The sequence below is a fragment of the Dechloromonas sp. TW-R-39-2 genome, assembly GCF_016864195.1.
Classification (GTDB): Bacteria; Pseudomonadota; Gammaproteobacteria; order Burkholderiales; family Rhodocyclaceae; genus Azonexus.
Genome location: NZ_CP045202.1, coordinates 2,800,641 through 2,824,903 on the forward strand (window position 1 = coordinate 2,800,641; position 24,263 = coordinate 2,824,903).

21 protein-coding genes are annotated in these 24,263 nt (G+C 57.7%); 14 read left to right on the forward strand and 7 right to left on the reverse strand.

The window, feature by feature from the left end:
* Positions 1-55: 55 nt before the first annotated feature.
* Genes GBK02_RS13580 through GBK02_RS13590 form a run of 3 tightly spaced genes read right to left on the reverse strand, consistent with a single transcriptional unit; the run spans position 56 to position 3,899 of the window.
* Positions 56-2,608, reverse strand: a complete 2,553-nt coding sequence (locus GBK02_RS13580) for a response regulator (protein ID WP_203467161.1) — start codon at positions 2,606-2,608, stop codon at positions 56-58.
* Positions 2,608-3,414, reverse strand: a complete 807-nt coding sequence (gene dapB / locus GBK02_RS13585) for a 4-hydroxy-tetrahydrodipicolinate reductase (RefSeq protein ID WP_203469415.1) — start codon at positions 3,412-3,414, stop codon at positions 2,608-2,610. The genes GBK02_RS13580 and dapB overlap by 1 nt, the downstream gene beginning before the upstream one ends.
* 2 nt (positions 3,415-3,416) lie before the next feature.
* On the reverse strand, positions 3,417-3,899 hold the full coding sequence (locus GBK02_RS13590) for an outer membrane protein assembly factor BamE (protein WP_203467162.1): 483 nt from the start codon (positions 3,897-3,899) through the stop codon (positions 3,417-3,419).
* Positions 3,900-3,993: 94 nt separating this feature from the next.
* Between GBK02_RS13590 and fur the strand changes: the two genes are divergently transcribed.
* Together fur and GBK02_RS13600 are read left to right on the forward strand one after the other, a co-directional pair.
* Positions 3,994-4,440: a ferric iron uptake transcriptional regulator gene (gene fur, locus GBK02_RS13595; RefSeq protein ID WP_203467163.1), complete on the forward strand. Its 447-nt coding sequence runs from the start codon at positions 3,994-3,996 to the stop codon at positions 4,438-4,440.
* Positions 4,441-4,446: 6 nt separating this feature from the next.
* Positions 4,447-5,055 (forward strand): TMEM165/GDT1 family protein, encoded by a 609-nt coding sequence (locus GBK02_RS13600; RefSeq protein ID WP_203467164.1) that lies wholly within the window; start codon positions 4,447-4,449, stop codon positions 5,053-5,055.
* A gap of 48 nt (positions 5,056-5,103) precedes the next feature.
* Here GBK02_RS13600 and recN read toward each other — a convergent pair whose 3' ends face one another.
* The gene (recN, locus tag GBK02_RS13605) at positions 5,104-6,759 is read right to left on the reverse strand and encodes a DNA repair protein RecN (protein ID WP_203467165.1); all 1,656 of its coding nucleotides are present in this window, start codon (positions 6,757-6,759) and stop codon (positions 5,104-5,106) included.
* On the reverse strand, positions 6,759-7,670 hold the full coding sequence (locus tag GBK02_RS13610; protein WP_203467166.1) for an NAD kinase: 912 nt from the start codon (positions 7,668-7,670) through the stop codon (positions 6,759-6,761). The genes recN and GBK02_RS13610 overlap by 1 nt, the downstream gene beginning before the upstream one ends.
* A 65-nt stretch (positions 7,671-7,735) precedes the next feature.
* On the opposite strand from GBK02_RS13610, the gene hrcA reads away from it, so the two are divergent.
* From hrcA to GBK02_RS13635, 5 genes are read left to right on the forward strand one after another with little or no spacing between them, the layout of a single operon-like run.
* Positions 7,736-8,764 (forward strand): heat-inducible transcriptional repressor HrcA, encoded by a 1,029-nt coding sequence (gene hrcA, locus GBK02_RS13615; RefSeq protein ID WP_203467167.1) that lies wholly within the window; start codon positions 7,736-7,738, stop codon positions 8,762-8,764.
* Positions 8,764-9,867, forward strand: coding sequence for a ferrochelatase (hemH, locus tag GBK02_RS13620; protein WP_203467168.1), 1,104 nt, complete (start codon positions 8,764-8,766; stop codon positions 9,865-9,867). Before hrcA ends, hemH begins: the two co-directional genes overlap by 1 nt.
* A 58-nt stretch (positions 9,868-9,925) precedes the next feature.
* Complete coding sequence (gene trxC, locus GBK02_RS13625) at positions 9,926-10,369, forward strand: thioredoxin TrxC (RefSeq protein WP_203467169.1); 444 nt, start codon at positions 9,926-9,928, stop codon at positions 10,367-10,369.
* 56 nt (positions 10,370-10,425) lie between these two features.
* Positions 10,426-11,436 carry a VCBS repeat-containing protein gene (locus GBK02_RS13630; RefSeq protein ID WP_203467170.1) on the forward strand — a complete coding sequence of 337 codons (1,011 nt, stop codon included), beginning with the start codon at positions 10,426-10,428 and terminating at the stop codon, positions 11,434-11,436.
* 31 nt (positions 11,437-11,467) lie between these two features.
* A complete protein-coding gene (locus GBK02_RS13635) occupies positions 11,468-13,087 on the forward strand; it encodes a methyl-accepting chemotaxis protein (protein ID WP_203467171.1) in 1,620 nt (539 codons plus the stop codon).
* Between the two features lie 52 nt (positions 13,088-13,139).
* Here GBK02_RS13635 and GBK02_RS13640 read toward each other — a convergent pair whose 3' ends face one another.
* A complete protein-coding gene (locus tag GBK02_RS13640; RefSeq protein ID WP_203467172.1) occupies positions 13,140-14,510 on the reverse strand; it encodes a protein kinase in 1,371 nt (456 codons plus the stop codon).
* A gap of 148 nt (positions 14,511-14,658) precedes the next feature.
* Here GBK02_RS13640 and grpE point away from each other — a divergent pair, with 148 nt between their 5' ends.
* From grpE to GBK02_RS13660, 4 genes are all read left to right on the forward strand, one after another.
* The gene (grpE, locus tag GBK02_RS13645; protein WP_203467173.1) at positions 14,659-15,216 is read left to right on the forward strand and encodes a nucleotide exchange factor GrpE; all 558 of its coding nucleotides are present in this window, start codon (positions 14,659-14,661) and stop codon (positions 15,214-15,216) included.
* A 64-nt stretch (positions 15,217-15,280) separates the two neighbouring features.
* Positions 15,281-17,233, forward strand: a complete 1,953-nt coding sequence (gene dnaK / locus GBK02_RS13650) for a molecular chaperone DnaK (protein WP_256435924.1) — start codon at positions 15,281-15,283, stop codon at positions 17,231-17,233.
* A gap of 96 nt (positions 17,234-17,329) precedes the next feature.
* The gene (gene dnaJ, locus GBK02_RS13655) at positions 17,330-18,466 is read left to right on the forward strand and encodes a molecular chaperone DnaJ (protein WP_203467175.1); all 1,137 of its coding nucleotides are present in this window, start codon (positions 17,330-17,332) and stop codon (positions 18,464-18,466) included.
* Between the two features lie 199 nt (positions 18,467-18,665).
* Positions 18,666-19,811 (forward strand): ABC transporter substrate-binding protein, encoded by a 1,146-nt coding sequence (locus GBK02_RS13660; protein ID WP_203467176.1) that lies wholly within the window; start codon positions 18,666-18,668, stop codon positions 19,809-19,811.
* Between the two features lie 53 nt (positions 19,812-19,864).
* Here the strand turns inward: GBK02_RS13660 and cysS are convergent, their stop codons facing one another.
* Positions 19,865-21,238 (reverse strand): cysteine--tRNA ligase, encoded by a 1,374-nt coding sequence (cysS, locus tag GBK02_RS13665; RefSeq protein ID WP_203467177.1) that lies wholly within the window; start codon positions 21,236-21,238, stop codon positions 19,865-19,867.
* Positions 21,239-21,342: 104 nt separating this feature from the next.
* On the opposite strand from cysS, the gene GBK02_RS13670 reads away from it, so the two are divergent.
* From GBK02_RS13670 to GBK02_RS13680, 3 genes are read left to right on the forward strand one after another with little or no spacing between them, the layout of a single operon-like run.
* Positions 21,343-22,440, forward strand: coding sequence for a tetratricopeptide repeat protein (locus tag GBK02_RS13670; RefSeq protein ID WP_203467178.1), 1,098 nt, complete (start codon positions 21,343-21,345; stop codon positions 22,438-22,440).
* Positions 22,410-23,687, forward strand: a complete 1,278-nt coding sequence (locus GBK02_RS13675) for a murein L,D-transpeptidase family protein (RefSeq protein WP_239003034.1) — start codon at positions 22,410-22,412, stop codon at positions 23,685-23,687. The genes GBK02_RS13670 and GBK02_RS13675 overlap by 31 nt, the downstream gene beginning before the upstream one ends.
* The gene (locus tag GBK02_RS13680) at positions 23,687-24,259 is read left to right on the forward strand and encodes a peptidylprolyl isomerase (protein WP_203467179.1); all 573 of its coding nucleotides are present in this window, start codon (positions 23,687-23,689) and stop codon (positions 24,257-24,259) included. Before GBK02_RS13675 ends, GBK02_RS13680 begins: the two co-directional genes overlap by 1 nt.
* Positions 24,260-24,263 lie beyond the last annotated feature (4 nt).

A 24,263-nucleotide genomic window follows, 5' to 3' on the forward strand; every position in this document is an offset into this window, starting at 1 on the left:
CGCTTGTGCTTTTTAACCTTACTATTCTAGCCGAAAACTACCTTTTCAGGCAAATTCAAGGTATTACGCGAGTCTCGACAAAACGCTCGAGGTCCGGCCGTATGTGAGCCATCTCGTCTTTCAGCAACAGATAAAGGTGATGGCAGTGCGGCCAGTCGACATTTTCCACGGAGAGCACCGCACTCTCGATTTCCATGGCATGACGTCGGGCAGCATCGGCATGGAACATGGCCAAAAGACTCTTCAGGGTATGCGCATGCATGCGCAACTCGTGCGGATCATTCGCCCCCAGCGCCCGCTCGACCCGCGCCAGATGCTCATCCCACTCACCGAGCAGCATCCCTGCCATGGTGACAAACAAATCCGTGTCGCCAATGTCCCGCAGCGCAGCTTCCAGATCAAGGCGAACCCGCTCTTTACGAACCGGCTCAACCGGTGCAGAAAACGCCACATCGGCCTGACCAACACCCGCCCTGGCCAGCGCTGCAAAAAGCTCATCCGGCCGCAAAGGCTTCGGAACAAAATCGTTCATGCCGGCCTCAAGGCAGCGATCACGATCACTGGCCATGACATTGGCCGTCATTGCAATAATGTAGACCGGTTCGAATTCATGCGAAACCACCCAACTGCGACGCATCTCCCGTGAGCGGATGGCCTCTGTGGCCTCGATCCCGCCCATCACCGGCATCTGCATATCCATCAGGATCAGATCGAAGTGGTTTCCATCAAACTGCTCAACAGCCTCTGCGCCATTGTTGGCGACGACAACGCTATAACCATGGCGCTCCAGCAAGCGAATCGCCAATTCCTGGTTAACCGGATTATCTTCAACAAGCAGAATCGAAACCCCCTGCCCCGCCAGCGACTGATCCGCGGCCGGCAGCAAATCGGCAGCGAGATCATGCCCCTGCCCCGCCTTGCCGACCGCCAGGGACAACGCATCGGCAAGATCATCGACGCCGATCGGCTTAACCAGATGGGCAGAGACTTCCAGCTGACGCAAACGAGCCAGATCCTGCCGCTGGTTCTCGGTCGTCAGCATGAAAATCAATTTCTCGGGCCGCCCCGCAGCCTGCCAACTTTCAGCCAAAGCAAACCCCGCCGGTGCAGCCATACCCGCATCAGCGAAAATGAAGTCAAACGGAAAGTCGACCGCACGCATCCGTTCTATCGCATCAACCACAGCAATCGAATCTGGCAGCAAGGCGACCTGAATTCCCAGTCGCTCAAGCAGCTCCACCAGATAAGCGCCTGCCGCCGCATTATCTTCCACAACCAAGGCACGCCGCCCCTTGAAAGCGGCATCCGGCAAAGCCGGAGACACGGCGGATTCAACCCCCAGGCGGGCCGTAAATGAAAACACCGAACCGACACCCGGCGTGCTGTCGAGCCAGATTTTCCCATCCATCAACTGAACCAATCGGGCACAGATGGCCAAGCCCAGCCCAGTACCACCAAAGCGCCGTGTCGTCGAAACATCCGCCTGGGAAAATGCATCGAAAATGGCTTTTTGCTTGTCTGCCGGAACGCCGATACCGGTGTCCCGAATCATGAAATGGAGGAAGACTGAGTTTTCAGTCGATTTCTCAACCACCACTTCGACGATCACCTCACCCTGCTCGGTAAATTTGATCGCATTGCCGATCAAATTGATGATCACCTGACGCAAGCGGGTTGGATCACCGATAACACGCAAAGGAACCTCGGGCCGAACATTGGCAATCAATTCCAGATTTTTCTTGTGAGCACTGACAGCCAGCACCCTGGCCGCCTCAAGCACCGTGTTATGAACGGAGAAACCGACCGCCTCGAACTCCATTTTTCCGGCTTCAATCTTGGAAAAGTCGAGAATGTCATTGACGATGGTCAGCAAAGCCTCGGCCGACGATTTGACTGTACGCAGATAGTGTCGCTGCTCGGCATCGAGCTCGGTATCCAGCGCCAGTTCGGTCATACCGATAATGCCATTCATCGGGGTTCTGATTTCATGGCTCATATTCGCCAGAAAAGCTCCCCGAGCCTTATTGGCCGACTCAGCCGACTCTTTGGCGGCAATCAAGTCGGCCTCGCCGCTTTTCACTTCGCTGATGTCTCGCTGGAGAATCAGCATGCGAACAGGCTCGCCATCACCATCACGAGCCGCAACGGCGCCGCGCAGCAACAACCAGCGCCACTGCCCGTCGCGTGCACGCATCCGGCACTCTATCTGGAAAAAACGTTCGTTGCTCTGCCCCTGAGCCGCAATCTGGGCCTGCAAAATCCGCAGATCATCCGGATGAACCAGCTTCTGCCACTGGGCAATCGAGTTATCCAGCTCACTGGAGGCATAACCGAGCAAGCCCTTCCACTGGCGCCCCGACTCGATGTTGCCTGTCCGCAGGTTCCAGTCACTCAGCGCATCGCCAGAGAGCAGGGTCTGCCACTTGTTCAATCCGGTATAAGCAGCGTAGCCGGCATCAACCAAGCCAAGCAACGCCTCAACCCCTTTGACCAAATCTCCATTGCCACTTCCACCCGCTTGCACCAACAATCGCGCAAGACTCTGCTCGCCATCGGCACCGAAGGCTTCTTGAAGCTGACGGGCAAGCAACGGAGATTTAATTGGCACTAGCGCAACCCGAGAACGTCCTGCATATCGAACAAACCATTCTTCCGCCCGGCAATGTAGCGTGCGGCACGCAAACTTCCCAGAGCGTAGGGCATGCGACTGGCTGCTTTGTGGGTTATCTCGACACGCTCACCGATACCGCAGAACATCACCGTATGATCGCCGACAATATCGCCACCACGCACGGTTGCGAAACCGATGGTTGATGGATCCCGCTCACCGGTCACACCTTCACGACCGTAGACAGCACAATCCTTGAGATCCCGCTCAAGCGCATTGGCAATCACCTCGCCCATGCGCAACGCCGTGCCTGATGGTGCATCGATCTTCATGCGGTGATGAGCCTCGACTACCTCGATGTCATAGCCTTCATTCAGAATCCGGGCAGCCATATCAAGCAGTTTGAAAACCACATTAACGCCAACAGCCATGTTCGGGGCAAAAACAACCGGAATATCCCGCGCTGCAGCAGCAATGATTTCCTTGCCTTCAGCCTCAAAACCTGTCGTCCCGATAATCATGCCAACACCAGCCTGGCGACAGAGTTCCAGATGGACCAGCGTTCCTTGCGGTCGCGTGAAATCAATCAGGCAATCGATATTTTGTAATCCTGCAGCAACATCATCGGTCACGAACACATCACAGGGCATTCCCACCAGTTCGCCCGCCGTCTTGCCAATCGCCGGGCTGCCAGAAACATCAAACACAGCACCCAGAGCAACCTGATCGTCCTTCAACACAGACTCGATCAGCATCCGCCCCATACGACCACCAGCACCAACGATGCCAATACGCGTTGCACCCATCATCAAAACCCCATCAAATTCATGAAACGACGAAAATAGCTTGGCTCCTCGCGCGGCGGCAGCGGCTTGTCAGCGAGATCTTCTGGCAGGGATCCCAGATCGACCAGGCGCGACTGCGGAGGCGGCGCCGTCAATTCGGCGACATCGGCCACAGCCACATCGCCGCCGACACGCTCAAGCAAACCATCCGCATTGAAGAAAACGGCGAATTTGCGAGACTCAACCTTGCCGGTCTGACCATTCTGGTAACGATAGACGTAATCCCAGCGCTGTTGATGGAAAACATCGGTGATCATCGGTGAGCCAAGGAGAAAGCGCACCTGGTCACGCGTCTGCCCCGGCTTGAGCTGGGCGACCATTTCCTGTGACAGGACATTGCCCTGCTGGATATCAATCTTGTACTCGTTAATAAAGCCGGGCTTGTAAGTACAAGCCCCCAGAAGCGCACAGAATGCGACAGAAAGCAGTAAGCGGGAGCGGAGCATGCGGGATTCCGGAGTTTCTCAAACACCTTTGAAGCGGTATATCATACCCGAATTCGCCCCTGGCCCTGCCCCAACAATTTTTGGATATTTAACGATGAGCGACCCCCAAAGCCTTAAGAATATGGGCCTGAAAGCCACCTTTCCGCGCCTGAAAATTCTTGAGCTTTTCGAAAAAAGCAATGTCCGCCACATGACGGCGGAAGACGTCTATCGCATGCTCATCAATGAAAACATGGATATTGGCCTGGCCACTGTCTATCGCGTTTTGACGCAATTTGAACAAGCCGGCCTGCTCGAGCGCCACTTCTTTGAATCCGGCAAGGCGGTTTTCGAAATCAATCACGGCAAGCATCACGACCACTTGGTGTGCATCGATTGCGGGCGGGTTGAGGAGTTTTACGACCCCGAAATTGAAAAGCGCCAGAATGCCATCGCCGAAGAGCGGGGTTTTGCCATTCAGGACCATGCCCTGTACCTCTACGCCCAATGCACCAAGACAGCCTGCCCGCATCGCAGCAAGACCGAAGAGAAGTCTGAGTAAATTCCGATGACTGATTTTTCCGGAATGCTGGCGGGAGCCTGGCTCTCATCGGCGGGGGCCACTTTTCTACTGATCGCCCTGGCTGAGTTCGGCGACAAAAGCCAACTCGTCTGCATGACCCTGGCCGCGCGCCATCGCCCCCTCCCGGTTATCCTCGGCGCAGTCGCCGCCTTTGCCATTCTGAACCTGCTGGCCGTCCTGTTTGGCGCCGCCGTTGCCGCCTGGCTTCCCGAGTGGGTCGTCACCGCGGCGGTTGGTTTGCTGTTTGCCGTGTTCGGCATCAGCGCCTTGCGCTACAAGGAAGAAGAGGACGACGAGGATATTGAGGAAAAATCCGGCCACAATGTCTTCGCCACAACTTTCCTGCTGATCTTTCTGGCCGAATTCGGTGACAAAACCCAGATTGCTGTGGCCGGCATGGGTAGCACAAGCAATACGCTGGCCGTCTGGACGGGAGCAACGCTGGCGCTGGCAACGACCTCCGCTCTTGGCGTGATGGCCGGCCAAAAACTCCTGTATCGCCTGCCCCTGGTCTGGATTCACCGAGTCAGCGGGGCATTTTTCCTGGTCCTGGCAGCACTTGCTGCCATCCGGCTGATCCAGAACATTCTCTAAGGCAGTCAGGATTTGGGCAATTTCCCCGGTCGACCGGGGAAATATGCCTTATTTCAAACGCAGCAATTCGCGCGCATGCTGCAGAGTAATGTCGGTAATTTCGACCCCGCCCAGCATCCGGGCAATTTCCTGAACGCGCCCGGCAGCATCGAGCGACTGAATAGCACTCAGCGTGACGCCATCGCGCGACGTCTTGCTGACCTGCCACTGCCAGTTGGCCTGTGCCGCAACCTGCGGCAAGTGGGTGACGCACAAGACCTGGCGTTCGCCGCCCAGTTCATTGAGCAAGCGTCCGACGATTTCAGCTACGCCGCCACCGATCCCGACATCAACCTCGTCAAAAATCAGGGTCGGAACGCTGGCCGAACGCGAGGTCAGCACCTGGATCGCCAGACTGATACGCGACAACTCGCCGCCGGAAGCCACCTTGGCCAGCGGCTTGGCTTCATTGCCAGCCAGTCCGCCGATACGGAATTCAACCTGTTCAAGCCCGTAGACCGCGCCATCGCCGACCGGCAGCAAGGCAACCTCGAAACGGCCGGACGAAAGCGCCAACTGGCGCATGACCTGGCTAACCGCTTGCCCCATGTTCTCGGCCGCCTGCCGGCGCCCGCCGGACAACTCGCCGGCTTGCTGCAGGAAGGCTTGCCGTGCCGCAGCGACACGCTTTTCAAGAGCCAGTAAATCGGCCGATGCCTGCAATGCAGCCAAACGCTCGCGCCACCCCGACAATAGCGCAGGCAGTTCCTGGGGCTGGACGCGATATTTACGCGCCGCTGCCATAACGGCATCCATTCGCCGCTCGACCTCGGCCAGGCGGGCCGGATCCAGATCGGCCCGATCGGCGTAACGCCGCAAAGTCGAGACAGCCTCGGAAAGTTCTGCCTGAACCGAAGCGACCAATCCGGCCACCTCTTCCAGCGCCGGATCGTATTCGGCAAGACTGGACAAGCGTGTGGCTACGCTATCAATCTGACGTTCGCACGCCCCGTCGTCGTCCGAAAGCAAACCAATTGCAAACTGTGCGCCTTCAATCAGGCTGGCTGCATGGCCAAGGCGACGATGTTCAAGATCGAGCGTTGTCCACTCGTCGACCGTGAAAGCCAGCGTATCGAGCTCACGAACCTGCCATTCGAGCTGCTCACGTTCGCGTTGCAGCGCTTCGGCCCCTTCACTGGCGGCACGCAAGGTCTGGTCCAGCTCGCGCCACTGGCGAAAAGCAGCGCCGACTTCACGGACCAGTCCGCCCAAGCCGGCGTGTGCATCGAGCAGATTGCGCTGGGCATCGCTGCGCAAAAGCGACTGGTGCGCATGTTGACCGTGGATATCGACCAGCCATTCACCCACTTCGCGCAATTGCTGCGCCGTTGCCGGAGAGCCATTGATGTAGGCCCGCGAACGACCGCCAGCGTCAACCACGCGGCGCAGCAGCAACTCATCGTCACCCTCGAGATCGTTGGCCTTGAGCCAGGTAGCCACTTCCGGCAGGCGGGCCACATCGAAAGTCGCCGCCACTTCGGCTTTTTCGCAGCCGGAGCGAATCACCCCGGCATCGGCACGCTCGCCAAGCGCCAGCGCCAAGGCATCGATCAAAATCGATTTGCCGGCACCGGTTTCCCCGGTCAACGCGCCAAAACCGGTTGAAAACTCAAGTTCAAGGCGATCAACGATGACGAAATCGCGAATAGTCAGGTGACGCAGCATCAGGGACCTTTAGGCCGTTCGCTCCAGTGCAGTTTCTGGCGCAGCATGGCGAAATAGCTGTAGCCCGGCGGATGCAGGAAACAGATGGTGTATTCGGAACGTTTCAGGCGGACGCAATCGTCACGCGCCAGATCGAGCGTCACCTGGCCGTCGAAGTGCACACGCGGATCATCGGCGTTGACGACACGCAATTCGATATCGGCACTGTCGTTGACGATGATCGGACGATTGGTCAAGGCATGCGGACAAAGCGGCACCAGCGCGATACCGGCCAGCGTCGGATGCATGATCGGCCCACCGGCCGACATCGAATATGCCGTCGAACCAGTTGGCGTCGAGACGATCAAGCCGTCGGAACGCAGGTTATAAATGAATTCGCCATCGATAAACAGTTCGAACTCGATCATCCGGCCAATCGCCCCCTTGTCGATCACGACATCATTCAATGCCATGTTCGATGCGATTTCCTTGCCGTCGCGAATCACCTCGGCGGAAAGCAACATCCGCTTTTCTTCCTGGAAACGGCCGTCGAGCAAATCGTCCATGCAGGTCAGCATGTCATCCCGGGCGATATCGGTCATGAAACCGAGCCGCCCCTGATTGACCCCAACCAGCGGCACACGATAGCGGGCCAGGCGACGGGCGGCATTGAGCATGGTGCCATCGCCGCCAAGCACGATGGCCAGGTCGGCATGCGCCCCGATATCGTTGAATCCGCAGGTGACCCAGCGCGACAAATCGACCTTGCGCCCGATATGTTCCGAAGTTTCACGTTCGATAAAGACCGAAACCCCGCGTTCGTGCAGGTATTCAGCCAGTCGACGCAAGGACTCGGCAATTTCCATGCTGTGATATTTGCCGACCAGCGCGATGGTCCGGGGCGAGCGACAGGAAGCGAAGCTTCTATTCATGTTCGGGATTTTTGCATAAAAATGCCTTGTCGCGCGCACTCTGCTTTTTTGTACAATGCTCTGCCATGCTGGATGAACGCTCAAGAACCCTTCTCAAGGCGCTGGTCGAACACTATATCGCTGATGGTCAGCCGGTTGGTTCGCGCGCCCTTTCACGCTTTTCCGGTCTCGACCTGTCGCCGGCGACGATCCGTAACGTCATGGCCGACCTGGAAGATGCCGGTTTTGTCGCCAGCCCGCACACCTCGGCCGGCCGCATTCCGACCGCCCGCGGCTACCGCCTGTTTGTCGACAGCCTGCTCACCGTGCGCCCGCTTGAAGCGCGCCAGATGGGTGAAATGGAAGAGGCGCTGCAAGGCCAGCCATCCAAGCAAATCATCTCCAGCGCCTCGCAACTGCTCTCCGGCCTGACCCAGTTTGCCGGCGTGGTCATCGCGCCGCGCCGGGCGAGCAGCCGGATTCGCCAGATCGAATTCCTCAGCCTGTCCGAAAAACGCATCCTGCTGATCATCGTCACCACCGACGGCGATGTGCAAAACCGCATCCTGACCAGCGAAAAATCCTATTCGCCAGCCGAACTGGTCAGCGCCGCGAATTACCTCAACCAGAATTTTGCCGGACTGGATTTCGAACAGATACGCCAGCGCCTGTCGATTGAAATCCAGCAGTTGCGCGAAGACATCAAGCCACTGATGGCGATGACGCTCGAAGCCGGCGATGCTGCCATGTCGGAAAGCGCGACACCCTACGTTATCAGCGGCGAACGCAACCTGCTCGGCGTTGAAGACCTGTCCTCCAACATGAAGCGACTACGCGAACTGTTCGACCTGTTCGAGCAGCGCTCCAGCCTGATCCGCCTGCTTGAAGTCTCGAACCGGGCCGAAGGCGTCCAGATCTATATTGGTGGCGAATCGGGCATTGCACCGCTCGATGAGTGCAGCGTCGTCACCGCCCCCTACACGGTTGATGGCCAGATCGTCGGCTCGGTCGGCGTCATTGGCCCGACCCGCATGGCTTACGAACGCGTCATTCCCATCGTCGACATCACCGCCCGTCTGCTGTCCAGCGCCCTTACCTACCAGAGCAACAACTAATGTCCCGTTACCTGCCGGAACCGCCACATCGCCACGGCACGCCGTCGTCGACCGCCATTCTCATCGTCAACCTCGGCACACCCGACGAAGCCAGCGCTCCGGCCCTGCGTCGCTACCTCAAGGAATTTCTTTCCGACCCACGCGTTGTCGAAATTCCCAAGGTAATCTGGTGGCTGATCCTGAACGGCATCATCCTCAACATCCGCCCGAAAAAGTCGGCGGCAAAGTACGCCTCCGTGTGGATGAAGGAAGGCTCGCCCCTGCGTGTTCATACCGAACGCCAGGCCAAATTGCTCAAAGGCCTGCTTGGCGAACGTGGTCATCATGTCACGGTCGACTGGGCGATGCGCTATGGAACGCGCTCTGTTCCGGAAATGCTGGCACACCTCAAAGCCAACGGCGCAACGCGCATCCTGCTGGTTCCGATGTATCCGCAGTATGCGGCGAGCACGACAGCCACGGTCGTCGATGAAGCCTGTCGCTGGCTGCTTCAACTGCGCAACCAGCCGGAGATGCGTTTCGTGCGCAACTTCCACGACGACGAAGGCTATCTTGCCGCGCTTGAAAAGTCGGTCCGCCAACATTGGCAGACGGCGGGACCACTCGGCCCGGATGACCGCCTGCTGATCAGCTTCCATGGCCTGCCCAAGCGCAGCCTCGACCTCGGCGATCCGTATTTCTGCGAATGCCACAAAACCGGCCGCCTGCTGGCCGAACGCCTGCAGCTCAAGCCCGAACAATACCGCCTCTGCTTCCAGTCGCGCTTCGGCAAAGCCGAGTGGCTGCAACCTTATACGGCCCCAACCCTGCATGCGCTGGGCAAGGAAGGCACCAAACGACTGGATGTCATTTGCCCAGGCTTCACGGCCGATTGCCTCGAGACGCTGGAAGAAATCGCCCAGGAAGGACGCGATGATTTCATCGCGGCGGGCGGCCAGGCATATCACTACATTCCAGCCCTGAACGAGGATGCCACATGGATTGCCGCCCTGGCCAACCTGGTTGAACGGCAATTAGGTGGCTGGGACACCCGCCAGCCGTTCGATCCCCGACAACTCGAAATCGGCGCCAGGGAAGCCTTCAAACACGGCGCCCGAACTTGAGATTGGCCATTCCATCCCCACATCGGGCGTCATGAACACACCGTACAGGGAGGGCTCCATGCCAGAAAACATCCACCTCGTCTGCTCGCATTGCGCAGCAGTCAACCGTTTGCCGATCTCTCGCCAGCACGAATCGCCAAGCTGCGGGCAATGCAAAAAGCCCGTTTTTTCCGGTCGACCGCAAGAACTCGGTGAAAATGACTTCGACCGCTGGATCAGCCGCAACGATGTCCCGATCCTCGTTGATTTCTGGGCGCCATGGTGTGGCCCCTGCCGCTCGATGGCACCGGCCTTCGCCCAGGCGGCCAGTGAACTGGAACCGGTGTTGCGCCTGGCCAAGGTCGACACCGAACGCGCCCCCAGCCTGGCCGCCCGCTTCGGCATTCGCAGCATTCCAACCCTGATCATGTTCAGGGGCGGGCGCAAAATTGCCCGACAAAGCGGCGCACTCGACCTGAACGCCCTGAAGCGGTGGGGCATGGCCAACCTGCCTAAAAATTAAGCTTTTCCCCATGGCTGCCGTTAACAGTGTGTCAAAACACACTGGATGGAATTGCCATGAAAATCGCCAGCGCCAACCTCACCATGGCGTCAGCACACGCCAGCCAGGAACAATACAAGCTAAGCGAATCCCTCAAAATCACCATGGGATCGCCCCGTTCCGCCTTGCCCGCCAACGACCCCGTCGATCTGTCAGACCGGGGGAAAAACATCCAGGCTGCGGAATCAGGGAGCGATGCAAGCGATTCCGCGGTCGACCACGATCCGCAACTGAGTTTGATTCGTCGCATGCTCGAATTCCTGACGGGATACAAAATTCGAGTTTTCGATGCAGCCAAGCTCCAGGCCCAGGTTAACGATGATGCTGGCCAAGCAGACAGCAATACAACCGCTACCGACTACGCCATCGACTACCAACGCCACGAGTCCTACACGGAATCGGAACAGACGGCTGTCTCGATCAGCGGCAGCGTCAAGACCGCCGACGGCCAGGAAATCAACTTCGACCTCCAATGGACAATGGCGCGCCATTACCACGAGGAAAGCGAGACGAACCTGCATCTGGGCAACTCAGCCCAGAAAACAGACCCGCTTGTGCTGAATTTTGCCGGACCGGCGGCGCAGTTGATCGATCAACGTTTTGCCTTCGACCTGAATGCTGACGGGCAAACAGAAGACATCAACTTCGTCGCTCCCGGCAGCGGATTCCTGGTTTTCGATCGTAACGAGGACGGAAAAATCAATAACGGCCAAGAGCTTTTCGGCCCGACGACAGGCGACGGCTTTTCAGAATTAAACGCGCTGGATAGTGACAGAAACGGCTGGATTGACGAAAATGACAGCTATTACAAAAAACTACAAATATGGTCACGCAGGGCCAATGGCGAGGATGCCTTTCAATCGCTTGCCGAAGCTAATGTAGGGGCCATCGCTTTAAATCACATCGCATCGCCCTTCGACCTGAAAAACCAGAACAATGAATTACTGGGACAGGTTCGCAGTTCTGGAATTTTTTTGCAGGAAGATGGCAGGGCTGGCACAATCCAGCAAATAGACCTGACTGCCTGATAAACGCAGCTTCATAACAAGGGATTCAACCATGCCGCGCTTTGCCGACTTGAAGATTTGGGTACGACTAACGGCCGCAATCTGGCTCGCTCTGGCAATCATCTGGGTCGGAGCAATTATCTGGACCACCCAGGTCAATCGAGAAACCGCCATTCGCCAGGCACAGGATTTTTCCCAAAGCATTCATGAAATGACCATGGCCGGCCTGACCGGCATGATGATCACCGGCACCGTTGGCCAGCGCGAAGTTTTCCTCGACCAGATCAAGCAACTGACCATCATCAAGGATCTGCACGTTGCACGCAGCGAGGCCGTTTCGAAACTTTACGGTCCGGATACAAAAGCCAAACGCGAACTCACCCCGCTTGAACAGCAGGTCATGACCTCCGGTACGCCGTATGTATCGCTGGAGTCAGAGAACGGCAGTTCATCCCTGCATGTCATCAACCCGACCAAGGCATCGAAGAATTATCTCGGCAAGGATTGCGTACTCTGCCATCAGGTTCCGGAAGGCACCGTACTCGGCGTGGTCAGCATGAAAGTGTCACTCGATTCGGTCGAGGCAGAAGTCGCCGCCTTCCGGCTGAAAATTGCCGGCGTGGCCCTGGGTGCCCTGGGTGCCCTGCTAGTCATCATTTACCTGCTGACCCAGCACTTCGTCACCGTGCCGCTGGAAGAGCTGCGCAAGGGCCTGCGTGACATTGCCCGTGGCGAAGGCGATCTGACGCGCCGCCTGCCGGTCAAAGGCAAGGATGAGGTCGGCCAGTCCGCCTTTGTCTTCAACGAAATGATGGACAACTTCCAACAACTGGTCAGCCAGGTTCGTGATTCGGCGACACAGGTTTCGGCGCGTGTCGCATCGCTCTCGGAAAGTGCCGACCGCGTCTCGCAAAGCTCGCATCTGCAGAACGAAAAATCAGGGTTGGCAGCATCGGCTGTCGAAGAGCTGGTCTCCAGCATTTCCTCGATTGCCCAAAGTGCCGGCCATGTGCAACATCAGTCACAGGAAAGCCTGGCTCGTGCCAATGAAGGCAGCCGCAATCTCGAAGTCCTGCTGGAAGAGATGAGCGTTGTCGAACGTGCCGTCAAGGAAATGGCCAATTCGGTGAATGACTTTGTGCGCAACACAGAGTCGATCACGTTGATGACGCGGGAAGTGAAAGACATTGCCGAGCAAACCAACTTGCTGGCACTCAACGCTGCCATCGAAGCAGCCCGCGCCGGCGAACAAGGCCGCGGATTTGCCGTGGTGGCCGACGAAGTCCGCAAGCTGGCTGAAAAATCATCCCGCTCGGCCAGTGAGATCGATGCGATCACGGCCAGCTTGAGCGCCCAATCGGTTGCCGTCCGACGCAGTATCGAGGAAGGCCTGGATCACCTGGAAAGCAGCCAGAGCGCGGTATCTACGGTATCGAACGTACTCCAGGCAACCAATGGTTCAGTGACTGAAGTGGGCCATGGTCTGGATGCAATCGCCTCGGCAACCGATCAGCAGCGCCGCGTATCCGGCGACGTTGAAGCCAGCATCGAAGCGATTGCCGGCATGGCCAGAGACAATACCGGCACGGTTGAGCAGACGGCAGGTGCGGCACACGACCTGAAGCGCCTGGCAGAAGGCTTGGCGGCGATGGTTGGTCGATTCAAGGTCTGATCGGCAAAACATGCCGCGACAACGCTGAAAGCCGCCTCTCAGGAGGCGGTTTTCACATCGGCGTCAGTTCAAAATCCAGACCGCCCCCCAAACGCGAACGGGTCATGGTTGTAATCGAACCGGCGCCGACCTCCACCGCTGGCTGTCCTTGAGCAGCGGCAATCCGGTTAACCTCGCGCAGGCGCTGAATCATTCTGGCCAGCAAGGCATTGCGCATGCGCTCAAGCAACTCTTCCGAAGACAAAGCCAGTGCAGAAGCATTGATTTCGAGGAACAGGGTCGGCTCCAGCGTCACCGCGCTGGCATGACGCTGATCGCTTGCCGGGTGCAAAAACGCCACTTCGCCGACAGGCTCGCTGGCGCCAAGACGGCAAAGCACCTTGCGTTCGATCGAAATTTCGACACAGCCGGAAATGATGATGCCGAACATCTTGTTGCGCTCGCCTTCACGGACAATCGCCACATTCGGGCCTACTTCACGCCAGACGGCGACACGCAGGACTTCCCAGATTTCGATATTTTCAAACTCGGTGAAAAAATCGAGCCGGCGCAGCATTTCGAAGTGACGGTCATCCTGGGCCGTTTCATCCTCTTCGAGAATCTGATAGCGCACGGCAGACAGATCCTTGGCAAAATCGGCACCATTTTTGTAGCGGCTGTAGAGATCCTTCTCCAGCGCCTTGCGCATGACTGCGTTGAGGCCTTCCGGCAAATTCGGATTGAGCGCAGTGACCGCCGGCGCCTCTGAATTGATGATCCGAAAAACCAGCGTTGCCTGATTCGCCGCACGAAACGGCAAGCGCCCGGTCAGGCACTGAAACATCACCACGCCGAGCGAATACAGATCGGTTTTCTGGTTCAGCGGATAACCCTTGATCTGCTCCGGCGACATATAGGCAGGAGAGCCGACCCCCATGATGAAGGTCGAATCCCGATCCATGTCCTTGTTCATGTTCAGGGCCAGGCCAAAATCGGCGATCTTCGGCTCGTCATCTTCGCCGATCATGATATTGGCCGGTTTGATGTCACGATGAATGATGCCCTGGCGATAAGCACTATCGAGCGCCATGCAGCACTTGAAGATAATGCCGATGACCCGGTGCATCGGCAGCAGATTATCAATGCTGCAATGCTCCTCAAGGCTGAAGCCCTTGACGTACTCCATGGCGAGATAAGCGAAATCCTCTTCAACCACTGCGTCATAGACCTGAACGATGTTCGGGTGATTCATCCTTTTCGAAACCATGCCTTCGTTCTGGAAAAGCTTGCGCAAACGGCGCGACATGGCGGCGGAATCCTTGCCGAAGCGGATCACCTTGACGGCAAGCTGGCGATCGGAATCGGGGTCATCACAGAGGTAGACCGTAGCAGTCGCCCCTTTGCCCAATTCACGCACCACCCGATATTTGCCGATCGTTTCCATTCAATCCCTGCAAGGCTTTCCAAGGTTTTTATCGTAGCACGCGAGGCGTTCGCGTGCATTTCATGAACAGTAAAGAATCTTTAACGCAGCTCTTGAATTCGACCAACTCGCCCCGATGTATTGAAGCAGCTTTTTTGGAGAAACATAGATGTCCAACCCAGAACACACCCAAGAACTCCCGCTCGGCAACGAAGCGACGGCCGAAGCGGCCGTTGAAACACCGACCACCGACAACGTCGACACCCTACCCAGCATCGAGGAGCAATTCCGCCAGCTTGAACTGAAAGCGGCCGAACACTACGATGCATGGCTCCGCGCCAAGGCTGAAGGCGAAAACATCCGCCGTCGTGCACAGGAAGACATTTCGAAGGCGCACAAGTTCGCGGTCGAGAAATTTGCCGGCGAACTGCTGGCCGTCAAGGATAGCCTTGAAGCCGCACTGGCCGTCCCGGAACAAACGGTCGACAGCTTCAAGTCGGGTGTCGAACTGACGCTCAAGCAACTCGTTGCCGCCTTTGAGAAAAACGCGCTGAACGAAGTCAATCCAGCCGGCGAAAAATTCGATCCGCACAAGCACCAGGCGATCGGCATGGTCGACTCGGAACAGGATGCAAATACCGTCGTCACCGTCCTCCAGAAGGGCTACCTGATCGCCGAACGCGTGCTGCGCCCGGCCCTGGTCATGGTCGCCAAGCCGAAGTCTTGAAATTCGGGGCATCGTCCCCAACTCCAGAACATCACCAATTCAATCGTATTCAGTAAAGGAACACATCATGGGCAAAATCATTGGTATTGACCTTGGCACCACCAACAGCTGCGTTGCCATCATGGAAGGCGGCCAGCCGAAAGTCATCGAAAACGCCGAAGGCGCACGTACCACCCCGTCGATCATCGGCTACGCCGAAGATGGCGAAATCCTCTCCGGCGCACCGGCCAAGCGCCAGGCCGTGACCAACCCGAAGAACACGCTCTACGCCGTCAAGCGCCTGATCGGTCGCCGCTTCGAAGAGAAGGAAGTGCAGAAGGACATCAGCCTGATGCCGTACAGCATCGTCAAGGCTGACAACGGCGATGCCTGGGTTTCCGTACGCGACAAGAAAATCGCTCCGCAACAGGTTTCCGCCGAAGTCCTGCGCAAGATGAAGAAGACCGCCGAAGATTACCTCGGCGAAGAAGTGACCGAAGCGGTCATCACCGTGCCAGCCTACTTCAACGACAGCCAGCGCCAGGCGACCAAGGACGCCGGCCGCATCGCCGGTCTGGAAGTCAAGCGCATCATCAATGAGCCGACCGCCGCTGCACTGGCTTTCGGTATGGACAAGGCTGCCGGCAAGGACCGCAAGATCGCCGTGTATGACTTGGGCGGCGGCACCTTCGATATCTCGATCATCGAAATCGCCAATGTCGACGGCGAAAAGCAGTTCGAAGTGCTGGCCACCAACGGCGACACCTTCCTCGGCGGCGAAGACTTCGACCAGCGCCTGATCGACTACATCATCGAGGAATTCAAGAAGGAATCCGGCGTCAACCTCAAGGCTGACGTGCTCGCCCTGCAGCGCCTCAAGGAAGCCGCTGAAAAGGCCAAGATCGAGCTGTCCTCCAGCCAGCAGACTGAAGTCAACCTGCCTTACATCACCGCCGACGCTTCCGGTCCGAAGCACCTGGCCCTGAAGATCACCCGTGCCAAGTTCGAATCGCTGGTCGACGAACTGGTCGAGCGTACCGTCGCCCCTTGCGTCACCGCTCTGAAGGACGCCGGCTGCAAGATCGGTGATATCGACGACGTGATCCTGGTCGGCGGTCAATCACGCATGCCGAAGGTGCAGGAGAAGGTCAAGGAAATCTTCGGTCGCGAACCGCGCAAGGACGTCAACCCGGACGAAGCCGTTGCTGTTGGCGCAGCCATCCAGGGCGGCGTGCTGCAAGGCGAAGTCAAGGACGTGCTGCTGCTCGACGTCACCCCGCTCTCCCTCGGTATCGAAACCCTGGGCGGCATCATGACCAAGCTGATCCAGAAGAATACGACGATCCCGACCAAGGCTTCGCAAGTCTTCTCGACCGCCGACGACAGCCAGTCCGCCGTGACCATCCACGTGCTGCAAGGCGAGCGCGAAGTAGCCTCCGGTAACAAGAGCCTCGGCCAGTTCAATCTGGAAGGCATCCCGCCGGCCCCGCGCGGCACGCCGCAGATCGAAGTCATCTTCGACATCGACGCCAACGGCATCATGCACGTCACCGCCAAGGACAAGGCAACCGGCAAGGAAAACAAGATCACCATCAAGGCCAACTCCGGCCTGAGCGAAGAAGAAATTCAGCGCATGGTGAAGGATGCCGAACTGCACGCCGAAGAAGACAAGAAGGTGCATGAGCTGGCTGATGCCCGCAACCAGGCTGACGGCATGGTGCACATGGTCAAGAAGTCGCTGACCGAGTACGGCGACAAGCTCGATGCGGCCGAGAAGGAAGCGATCGAAAAGGCCATCAAGGATGTCGAGGATGTGCTGCGCGACGGCGACAAGGAAGTCATCACCGCCAAGACCGAAGCACTCTCCACCGCAGCCCAGAAGCTGGGTGAAAAGATGTACGCCCAGCAACAAGCTGAAGCTGGCGCTGCCGGTGCCGCCGGTGGTGCAGCAGGCGCTCAGCCGCAGGCTGAGAAGACGGTTGAAGGCGATGTGGTTGATGCCGAATTCACGGAAGTGAACAAGGACAAGAAGGCTTAAAACGGACGCTATCGCGCCGTTCTAAGTGGCCGGATTGAGGCGGATGCGACAGCTCCGCTCAATCCGGCCTTTGCACAGCCTCAGTCGGAAACAGCTATGTCAAAACGCGATTTTTACGAAATTCTTGGCGTCAACCGTGACGCCAGCGAAGACGAGATCAAGAAGGCCTATCGCAAGCAGGCCATGAAGCACCACCCCGACCGCAACCCGGACAATCCGGCGGCCGAGGAAAAATTCAAGGAAGCCAAGGAAGCCTACGAAATTCTTTCGGATGGCCAGAAACGTGCGGCCTACGACCAGTACGGCCACGCCGGCGTTGACCCGCAGTCCGGCATGGGCGGCGGCTTCGGTGGCGGCGGCGGTGGATTTGCCGATGCCTTCGGCGGCATTTTTGATGAAATCTTTGGTGGTCGTGCAGGTGGCGGCGGCGGTGGCCGCTCGAACATCTATCGCGGCGCCGACCTGCGCTACAACCTTGAAATCACGCTCGAACAGGCCGCTCACGGGACGGAAACCAAGATTCGCATTCCGACCATGGAAGTCTGCGAACCGTGTAATGGCAGCGGCGCCAAGGCCGGCACCCAGCCGAAAACCTGCCCGACCTGCCAGGGTTCCGGCCAGGTTCGCCTGCAGCAGGGGTTTTTCTCGATCCAGCAAAGTTGCCACAAGTGTCACGGCACCGGTCGCTTCATTGCCGACCCCTGCAAATCGTGTGGCGGCGCCGGACGCATCAAGCAGCACAAGACGCTGGCCGTCAAGATTCCGGCAGGTGTCGACGAGGGCGATCGCATCAGGCTGGCCGGCGAAGGCGAGCATGGCGTCAACGGTGGCCCGCCGGGCGACCTTTACGTCCAGATTCACCTCAAGCAGCACGCCGTGTTCACCCGTGATCACAACGACCTGCATTGCGAAATGCCAATTTCCTTCACCACCGCAGCACTCGGTGGCGAAATCGAAATTCCGACGCTGGACGGCGCCGCAGCGATCAAGATTCCGGCCGAAACGCAATCCGGTCGTGTCTTCCGCCTGCGCGGCAAGGGCATCAAGGGTGTCCGCAGCCACACGCACGGCGATCTGATGTGTCATGTCGTGGTCGAAACACCGGTCAATCTCACCGACCGTCAGAAGGAGTTGCTCAAGGAACTGGAAGAATCCAGCCGCGAGAACAACGCCAGCCACAACCCGCGTGCTAAATCCTGGATGGACAAGGTCAAGGAATTTTTCGGCGACTGATCCGCTGGCAGGCCAGATAGCTGACCTGACACATTGCCCCGCCCGCAGAATGTTCTGCACCGGCGGGGCAATTTCATTTTGGCCCTTTGCAGGGCGTCGACCGCAGGATCAACTTATTACCAAAGTAAAGGTACGACCTGTTCCCCCCAGCCACTTCCGGCTGTTAGAATCGTCAAAACAATTTAGGGGAAGATGAACAATGCGACTACTGAAGCGGCTCATCACCGTTGGCACAATCGCCTTTTCAGCACTGGGCTGGGCCGCTGATCCGGGCATCACCGACAGTACCATCACCCTCGGCATGTCAGCCCCCTTTTCCGGTCCGACCGGCGCCTACGGCATCGACATGCGCCAGACCATCCAGACCTACTTTGAGCACATCAACAAGACCGGCGGCATCCATGGCCGCAAGCTTGAACTGGTTGCCCTCGATGATGGTTACGAAACAGACCGGACTCTGGCCAACACCAAAACCCTGATTGGTGAAAAACACGCTTTTGCCCTGCTCGCCTATTACGGTTCGAGCCCGACCACGGAAGCCATGAACACCGTTTTCGGCCCCGCCAAGGTTCCGCTGGTCGGCACGATTTCGGGGGCCACATCGCTGCGTGAAAGCACGACCGGCAACCCGAATGCCCGTTACATGTTCAACGTGCGCGCCAGTTATGCCGACGAAACCGAAGCCATCGTCAACCAGCTTGTTTCGCTCGGTCTGAAGAACATTGCCGTGTTTTACCAGAATGACGGCTTCGGCAAGTCCGGGCTGGATGGCGTGACGGCAGCACTCAAGAAACACAACCTGACACCTTCGGCCGTTGGCACCGTCGAACGCAACTCGATTGATGTCAGCAAAGCAATTGAGCCAATCACCAAAGCCAATCCGCAGGCCGTGGTAATGGTCACGCTCTACAAACCGACCGCGGCTTTCGTCAAAGGCATGAAGAAAATCGGCCAGAATCCGATGTTCATGACGCTTTCTCCGGTCGGCACCGAACAACTTGTCCAGGAACTCGGCCCGGACGCCCGCGGTATCGGCATTTCGCAGGTTGCTCCCTACCCGTGGAACGATGTCGTCCCGGTCGTCCGTGAATACCAGAAGCTGCTCAGCAAGCCCGGCACGAACTCCTACTACGGTATCGAAGCCTTCATCACGGCCAAGACGATGGTCGAAGGCTTGAGACGTGCCGGCAAGGATCTGAGCCGTGAAAAGCTGATGACGGCGCTGGAAGGGATGAATAATGTCGATCTGGGTGGATACCGGATCAATTACGGCCCCAGCAACCGGCTTGGCTCACGCTTTGTCGAACTGACCGTGATCGGCGCTGGCGGCAAGGTCTTGAAGTAAGCCGCACGGTCGACCTGTAAAAACGGCCCGTTTTCACGGGCCGTTTTTCATTGTCAGGCGCGTCGCCAGCTTGTTCCTTGCGGACTATCGTCCAGCACGATGCCAGCCGCTTTCAGGACATCGCGCAAACGATCGGCCTCGGCAAAATTGCGGGCCTGCTTGGCGGCAGCACGATCAGCGATCATGGCCTCGATCGCGGCTTCACCCAGACCGCCTTCAGCCACCGGACCACCCTGCAGATAAGCTACCGGATCCCGTTCGAGCAAGCCGATCACACGTCCCAAAGCCTTGAGCAGCCCGGAAAGCTCGGCGCTGCGCTGACGATTGACCTCACCAGCCAGTTCGAAAAGAACCGAAATGGCGCCGTGTGAATCAAAATCCTCATTCAGGGCAGCGGCAAAACGAGCCGCGAAATCATACGTCCAGTCGATGTCGACCGCAGCAGGCGGCACATCGCGCAAAGCGAAATACAGGCTGTCCAGACTGCGTCGTGCGTCATCGAGATGCGCATCCGAATAATTCAGCGGGCTCCGGTAGTGAGCTCGGAGAATGAAGAAACGCACCACTTCGGCATCGTAGGTTTCAAGCACGGTACGAATCGTGAAGAAATTGCCGAGCGATTTCGACATTTTTTCGTTGTCGACCCGGACAAAGCCGTTATGCATCCAGTAATTGACGAAAGAGCACTCATGCGCGCCTTCCGACTGGGCAATCTCGTTTTCGTGATGGGGAAACTGCAGATCCTGGCCGCCACCATGAATATCGAAATGATTGCCGAGCAATTTCGAGCTCATCGCCGAGCACTCGATGTGCCAACCCGGCCGGCCACTGCCCCACGGTGACTCCCAAGCCGGCTCGCCTGGCTTGGCATGCTTCCAGAGCACGAAATCGAGCGGATCCTGCTTGGCGGAATCAACCTCGACCCGCTCGCCGGCCCGCAGATCGTCGAGCGACTTGCCGGACAGCTTGCCGTAACCCTCGAATTTGCGAACGGCGTAATTCACATCGCCATCCTGCGCCTGATAGGCCAGGCCACGCGCCTGCAATTTGTCGATCAGGTCGAGCATTTCCGGAACGAATTCGGTTGCACGCGGCTCATGGTCCGGACGCAGAACACCCAGCGCATCGGCATCTTCATGCATGCAGGCAATGAAACGATCGGTCAGTTGAAGGATCGTTTCGCCGTTTTCAGCAGCCCGGCGAATAATCTTGTCATCGATGTCGGTAATGTTCCGGACATACGTCACGTCGTAACCGGAAGCCTTCAACCAGCGATAAACCATGTCGAAAACGACCATGACCCGGGCGTGCCCGAGATGGCAATAATCATAGACGGTCATCCCGCAAACATACATGCGAACCTTGTTGGGTTCGATCGGGGTAAAGAGTTGTTTTTCCCGCTTGAGGGAATTGTAAATTTTGAGCATGCGGGGGTAAATTCGTCTGGCTGCGAGGCTGCTTTCCCTATGGAAAGAGCAGTATGTTTGGTAGAATTTGAGGATTGTCAAACCACGCAAAGTATAACATAGCGATGACCTCGAAAATCCTGCCCCAGCCCCGTTTTCAGCAGCTCAAGACGCTGCGTGCACTGGCTATTGGCTTGGCCATCGGCTTTGCCGCGCCATCCTTTGCCGACAACCTGCCGGAAGTCCAGCGACTGATCAAACAAGGCCAATACCCGCAGGCGCTCGAAAAAGTGGATGCCTATCTGAGCAGCCGTCCAAAAGACGCACAAGGCCGCTTCCTGAAGGGTTTGATCTTCACCGAAATGAACAAGCTGCCGGAAGCCGTCGGCGTATTCACCAAGCTGACCGAAGACTACCCGGAGCTCCCGGAGCCGTATAACAACCTGGCCGTTCTTTACGCCCAGCAGAAGCAATACGACAAAGCCCGCACAGCACTTGAAATGGCCATAAGGACTCATCCTTCGTACGCCATCGCCTACGAAAACCTGGGTGACATTTACGCCAAGCTGGCCAGCCAGGCTTATGACAAGGCACTCCAGCTCGACAATTCGAATGCCACGACACAAAACAAGCTGGCGCTGATTCGCGACCTCATCACCACATCCAGCAAACCGGGCAGCAAGCCGCAAGCCGCAAGCGCGCCGGTCGCCGCAGCACCGGCACCCGCCCCCGTCGCAGCGGCCAAGCCAGCCACACCGAGCGCAGCACCAACGGCCAGCGTCGTTTCAAGCACCCCGGGTGCCGCATCGACGTCATCTGCCGCACCGGCCAAGACAGCCGAAAGCAAGCCGGCGCCGATTGCCGAGCCAGCCCGTGCCGACAGCGCCAACGATGATGTGGCCAAGGCTGTTGCTGCCTGGGCCAGCGCCTGGTCGCGCAAGGACATGCGCGCTTACCTGGGTGCCTATGCGGCCGACTTCAACACCCCCAAGGGTGTCAGCCGCAAGGTCTGGGAAAGCGAACGCGAAGACCGCATTGCAGGCAAGTCCGGCAAAATTTCCGTGACTTACGACACGCCGCAGATTTCGGTCAATGGCGACAAGGCAACGGCCAAGTTCCGCCAGCATTACCAGGCAACCAACCTGAGCACCTCGACCACCAAGACACTGGTTCTCGTCCGCTCGGGTAGCAAGTGGCTGATCAAGGAAGAAAACTCTCGTTGATGCAGGGCCGCAAGTTAATCAGTATCTGGCTGGCAACCTGCCTGGCCGGCTTCATGCCGGCTGGACAATCCTTCGCCAAGGACATCGCTGGAAATAACCCGCAACGTAGCGGACAAAGTCTTCCGGTCACCGTCTCGGATGCCGGTCCGGAAGCGCAACTGGCCAGGATTTTCAAGGAAATCGAAGGAAATCGCCTGAACAATGCGCTTCAACAGACCGAAGCCTTGTTGAAGCAACATCCCAACTATCGCCTGGCTCACCTGATCCGGGGCGATTTGTTGCTGGCCCGAACAAAGCCAATCCAGACTTTTGGCGCCTTGAGCGATGCACCCAGCGACAAAGTCGCCGACCTGCGCGGCGAGGCCATTGCACGCCTGAAGGGATACCGGGAAAAACCGGAAGCCAGCTTCATTCCCCGCTATCTCCTGCAGATGCCGGCCGACCAGCGTTTTGCCATCGTCGTCGACACCAAGCGCTCACGCCTCTACGTCTATGAGAACGATGTTGCAAACGGCGGACGCCCGCGGTTTGTCGCCGACTATTACGTCACCCAAGGCAAGCTGGGTGCAGAAAAACTGTCTGAAGGCGACAAGAAAACACCAATCGGGGTTTATCACGTCACGGCCAATCTGCCCAAGCAGAAACTGGCTGACCTTTATGGCAGCGGCGCTTTTCCGATCAACTATCCCAATGAGTGGGACAAGCGGCAGGGACGGGGCGGCAGCGGCATCTGGCTGCACGGCACGCCATCCGATACTTTTGCTCGCCCGCCGCGCGCCTCCGATGGCTGTGTCGTACTGACCAACCAGGATCTCGAAGCTGTCGCCAAGAACCTTCAGGTTGGCCTGACGCCCGTCATCATCAGCAATTCGGTCGAATGGCTGTCGCTGGATGACTGGAACAAGGAACGCAGCGACCTGAACAAGACCATCGACGCCTGGCGCGCCGACTGGGAAAGCCGCGATACCGAACGCTACCTCAAGCATTACTCGAAGCGCTTCAAGTCGGCCGAGCAGAATTTCGATCAGTTTGCTGCCCAGAAGCGGCAGGTCAATGCCGGCAAGGAATGGATCAAGGTCAAGCTCGACAAATTGTCGGTCTTCCGCAATCCGGGCAAGGAAGAAGTGGTTGTCGTCACCTTTGACCAGGACTATCGCAGCAACAATCTGAACAATCAGATGAAAAAGCGACAGTACTGGCTGCGTGAAGACGGCAAGTGGAAAATCATTTACGAAGGAAGTGCCTGATGTTGAAAAAAGTATCCGCACTGGCAGCCGGCCTGTTGGTCTCGGCCATCGCCTTTGCAGCCCCGACCGTCGAAATGACGACCAATCTGGGCAAATTCACCCTCGAACTGTTTCCGGAGAAAGCACCGAAGACTGTTGAGATGTTCCTCTACAACGCCAAGCACGGCTTCTACGAAGCCACCGTTTTCCATCGTGTGATCGATGGCTTCATGATCCAGGGCGGCGGTTTCAACTCTTCCATGGAAGAAAAGAAAACCCGCACACCGGCCCTGCAGAATGAAGCGACCAATGGCCTGACCAATGATCGCGGCACGGTGGCCATGGCTCGCACTCAGGACCCGCATTCGGCCCGCGTCCAGTTCTTCATCAACCTGAAGGATAATGATTTCCTCAACCACAAAACCACCGGCGACCCGCGCGGTTGGGGCTATGCCGTTTTCGGCAAGGTTGTCCAGGGCATGGATGTGGTCGACAAGATTGCCAAGGTGCCGACCGGCAACGCTGGCTATTACCAGAACGTTCCGACGACGCCTGTCACTATTCAGAACGTCAAAATCATCTCCGAAAAATAAGGAT

What these genes read in the sequence shown, in the direction of transcription:
- dapB (WP_203469415.1), bottom strand. Translation starts at nt 3,414, where the DNA reads ATGGGTGCAACGCGTATTGGCATCGTTGGTGCTGGTGGTCGTATGGGG.
- GBK02_RS13590 (WP_203467162.1), bottom strand. Translation starts at nt 3,899, where the DNA reads ATGCTCCGCTCCCGCTTACTGCTTTCTGTCGCATTCTGTGCGCTTCTG.
- fur (WP_203467163.1), top strand. Translation starts at nt 3,994, where the DNA reads ATGAGCGACCCCCAAAGCCTTAAGAATATGGGCCTGAAAGCCACCTTT.
- GBK02_RS13600 (WP_203467164.1), top strand. Translation starts at nt 4,447, where the DNA reads ATGACTGATTTTTCCGGAATGCTGGCGGGAGCCTGGCTCTCATCGGCG.
- recN (WP_203467165.1), bottom strand. Translation starts at nt 6,759, where the DNA reads ATGCTGCGTCACCTGACTATTCGCGATTTCGTCATCGTTGATCGCCTT.
- GBK02_RS13610 (WP_203467166.1), bottom strand. Translation starts at nt 7,670, where the DNA reads ATGAATAGAAGCTTCGCTTCCTGTCGCTCGCCCCGGACCATCGCGCTG.
- hrcA (WP_203467167.1), top strand. Translation starts at nt 7,736, where the DNA reads ATGCTGGATGAACGCTCAAGAACCCTTCTCAAGGCGCTGGTCGAACAC.
- hemH (WP_203467168.1), top strand. Translation starts at nt 8,764, where the DNA reads ATGTCCCGTTACCTGCCGGAACCGCCACATCGCCACGGCACGCCGTCG.
- trxC (WP_203467169.1), top strand. Translation starts at nt 9,926, where the DNA reads ATGCCAGAAAACATCCACCTCGTCTGCTCGCATTGCGCAGCAGTCAAC.
- GBK02_RS13630 (WP_203467170.1), top strand. Translation starts at nt 10,426, where the DNA reads ATGAAAATCGCCAGCGCCAACCTCACCATGGCGTCAGCACACGCCAGC.
- GBK02_RS13635 (WP_203467171.1), top strand. Translation starts at nt 11,468, where the DNA reads ATGCCGCGCTTTGCCGACTTGAAGATTTGGGTACGACTAACGGCCGCA.
- GBK02_RS13640 (WP_203467172.1), bottom strand. Translation starts at nt 14,510, where the DNA reads ATGGAAACGATCGGCAAATATCGGGTGGTGCGTGAATTGGGCAAAGGG.
- grpE (WP_203467173.1), top strand. Translation starts at nt 14,659, where the DNA reads ATGTCCAACCCAGAACACACCCAAGAACTCCCGCTCGGCAACGAAGCG.
- dnaJ (WP_203467175.1), top strand. Translation starts at nt 17,330, where the DNA reads ATGTCAAAACGCGATTTTTACGAAATTCTTGGCGTCAACCGTGACGCC.
- GBK02_RS13660 (WP_203467176.1), top strand. Translation starts at nt 18,666, where the DNA reads ATGCGACTACTGAAGCGGCTCATCACCGTTGGCACAATCGCCTTTTCA.
- cysS (WP_203467177.1), bottom strand. Translation starts at nt 21,238, where the DNA reads ATGCTCAAAATTTACAATTCCCTCAAGCGGGAAAAACAACTCTTTACC.
- GBK02_RS13670 (WP_203467178.1), top strand. Translation starts at nt 21,343, where the DNA reads ATGACCTCGAAAATCCTGCCCCAGCCCCGTTTTCAGCAGCTCAAGACG.
- GBK02_RS13680 (WP_203467179.1), top strand. Translation starts at nt 23,687, where the DNA reads ATGTTGAAAAAAGTATCCGCACTGGCAGCCGGCCTGTTGGTCTCGGCC.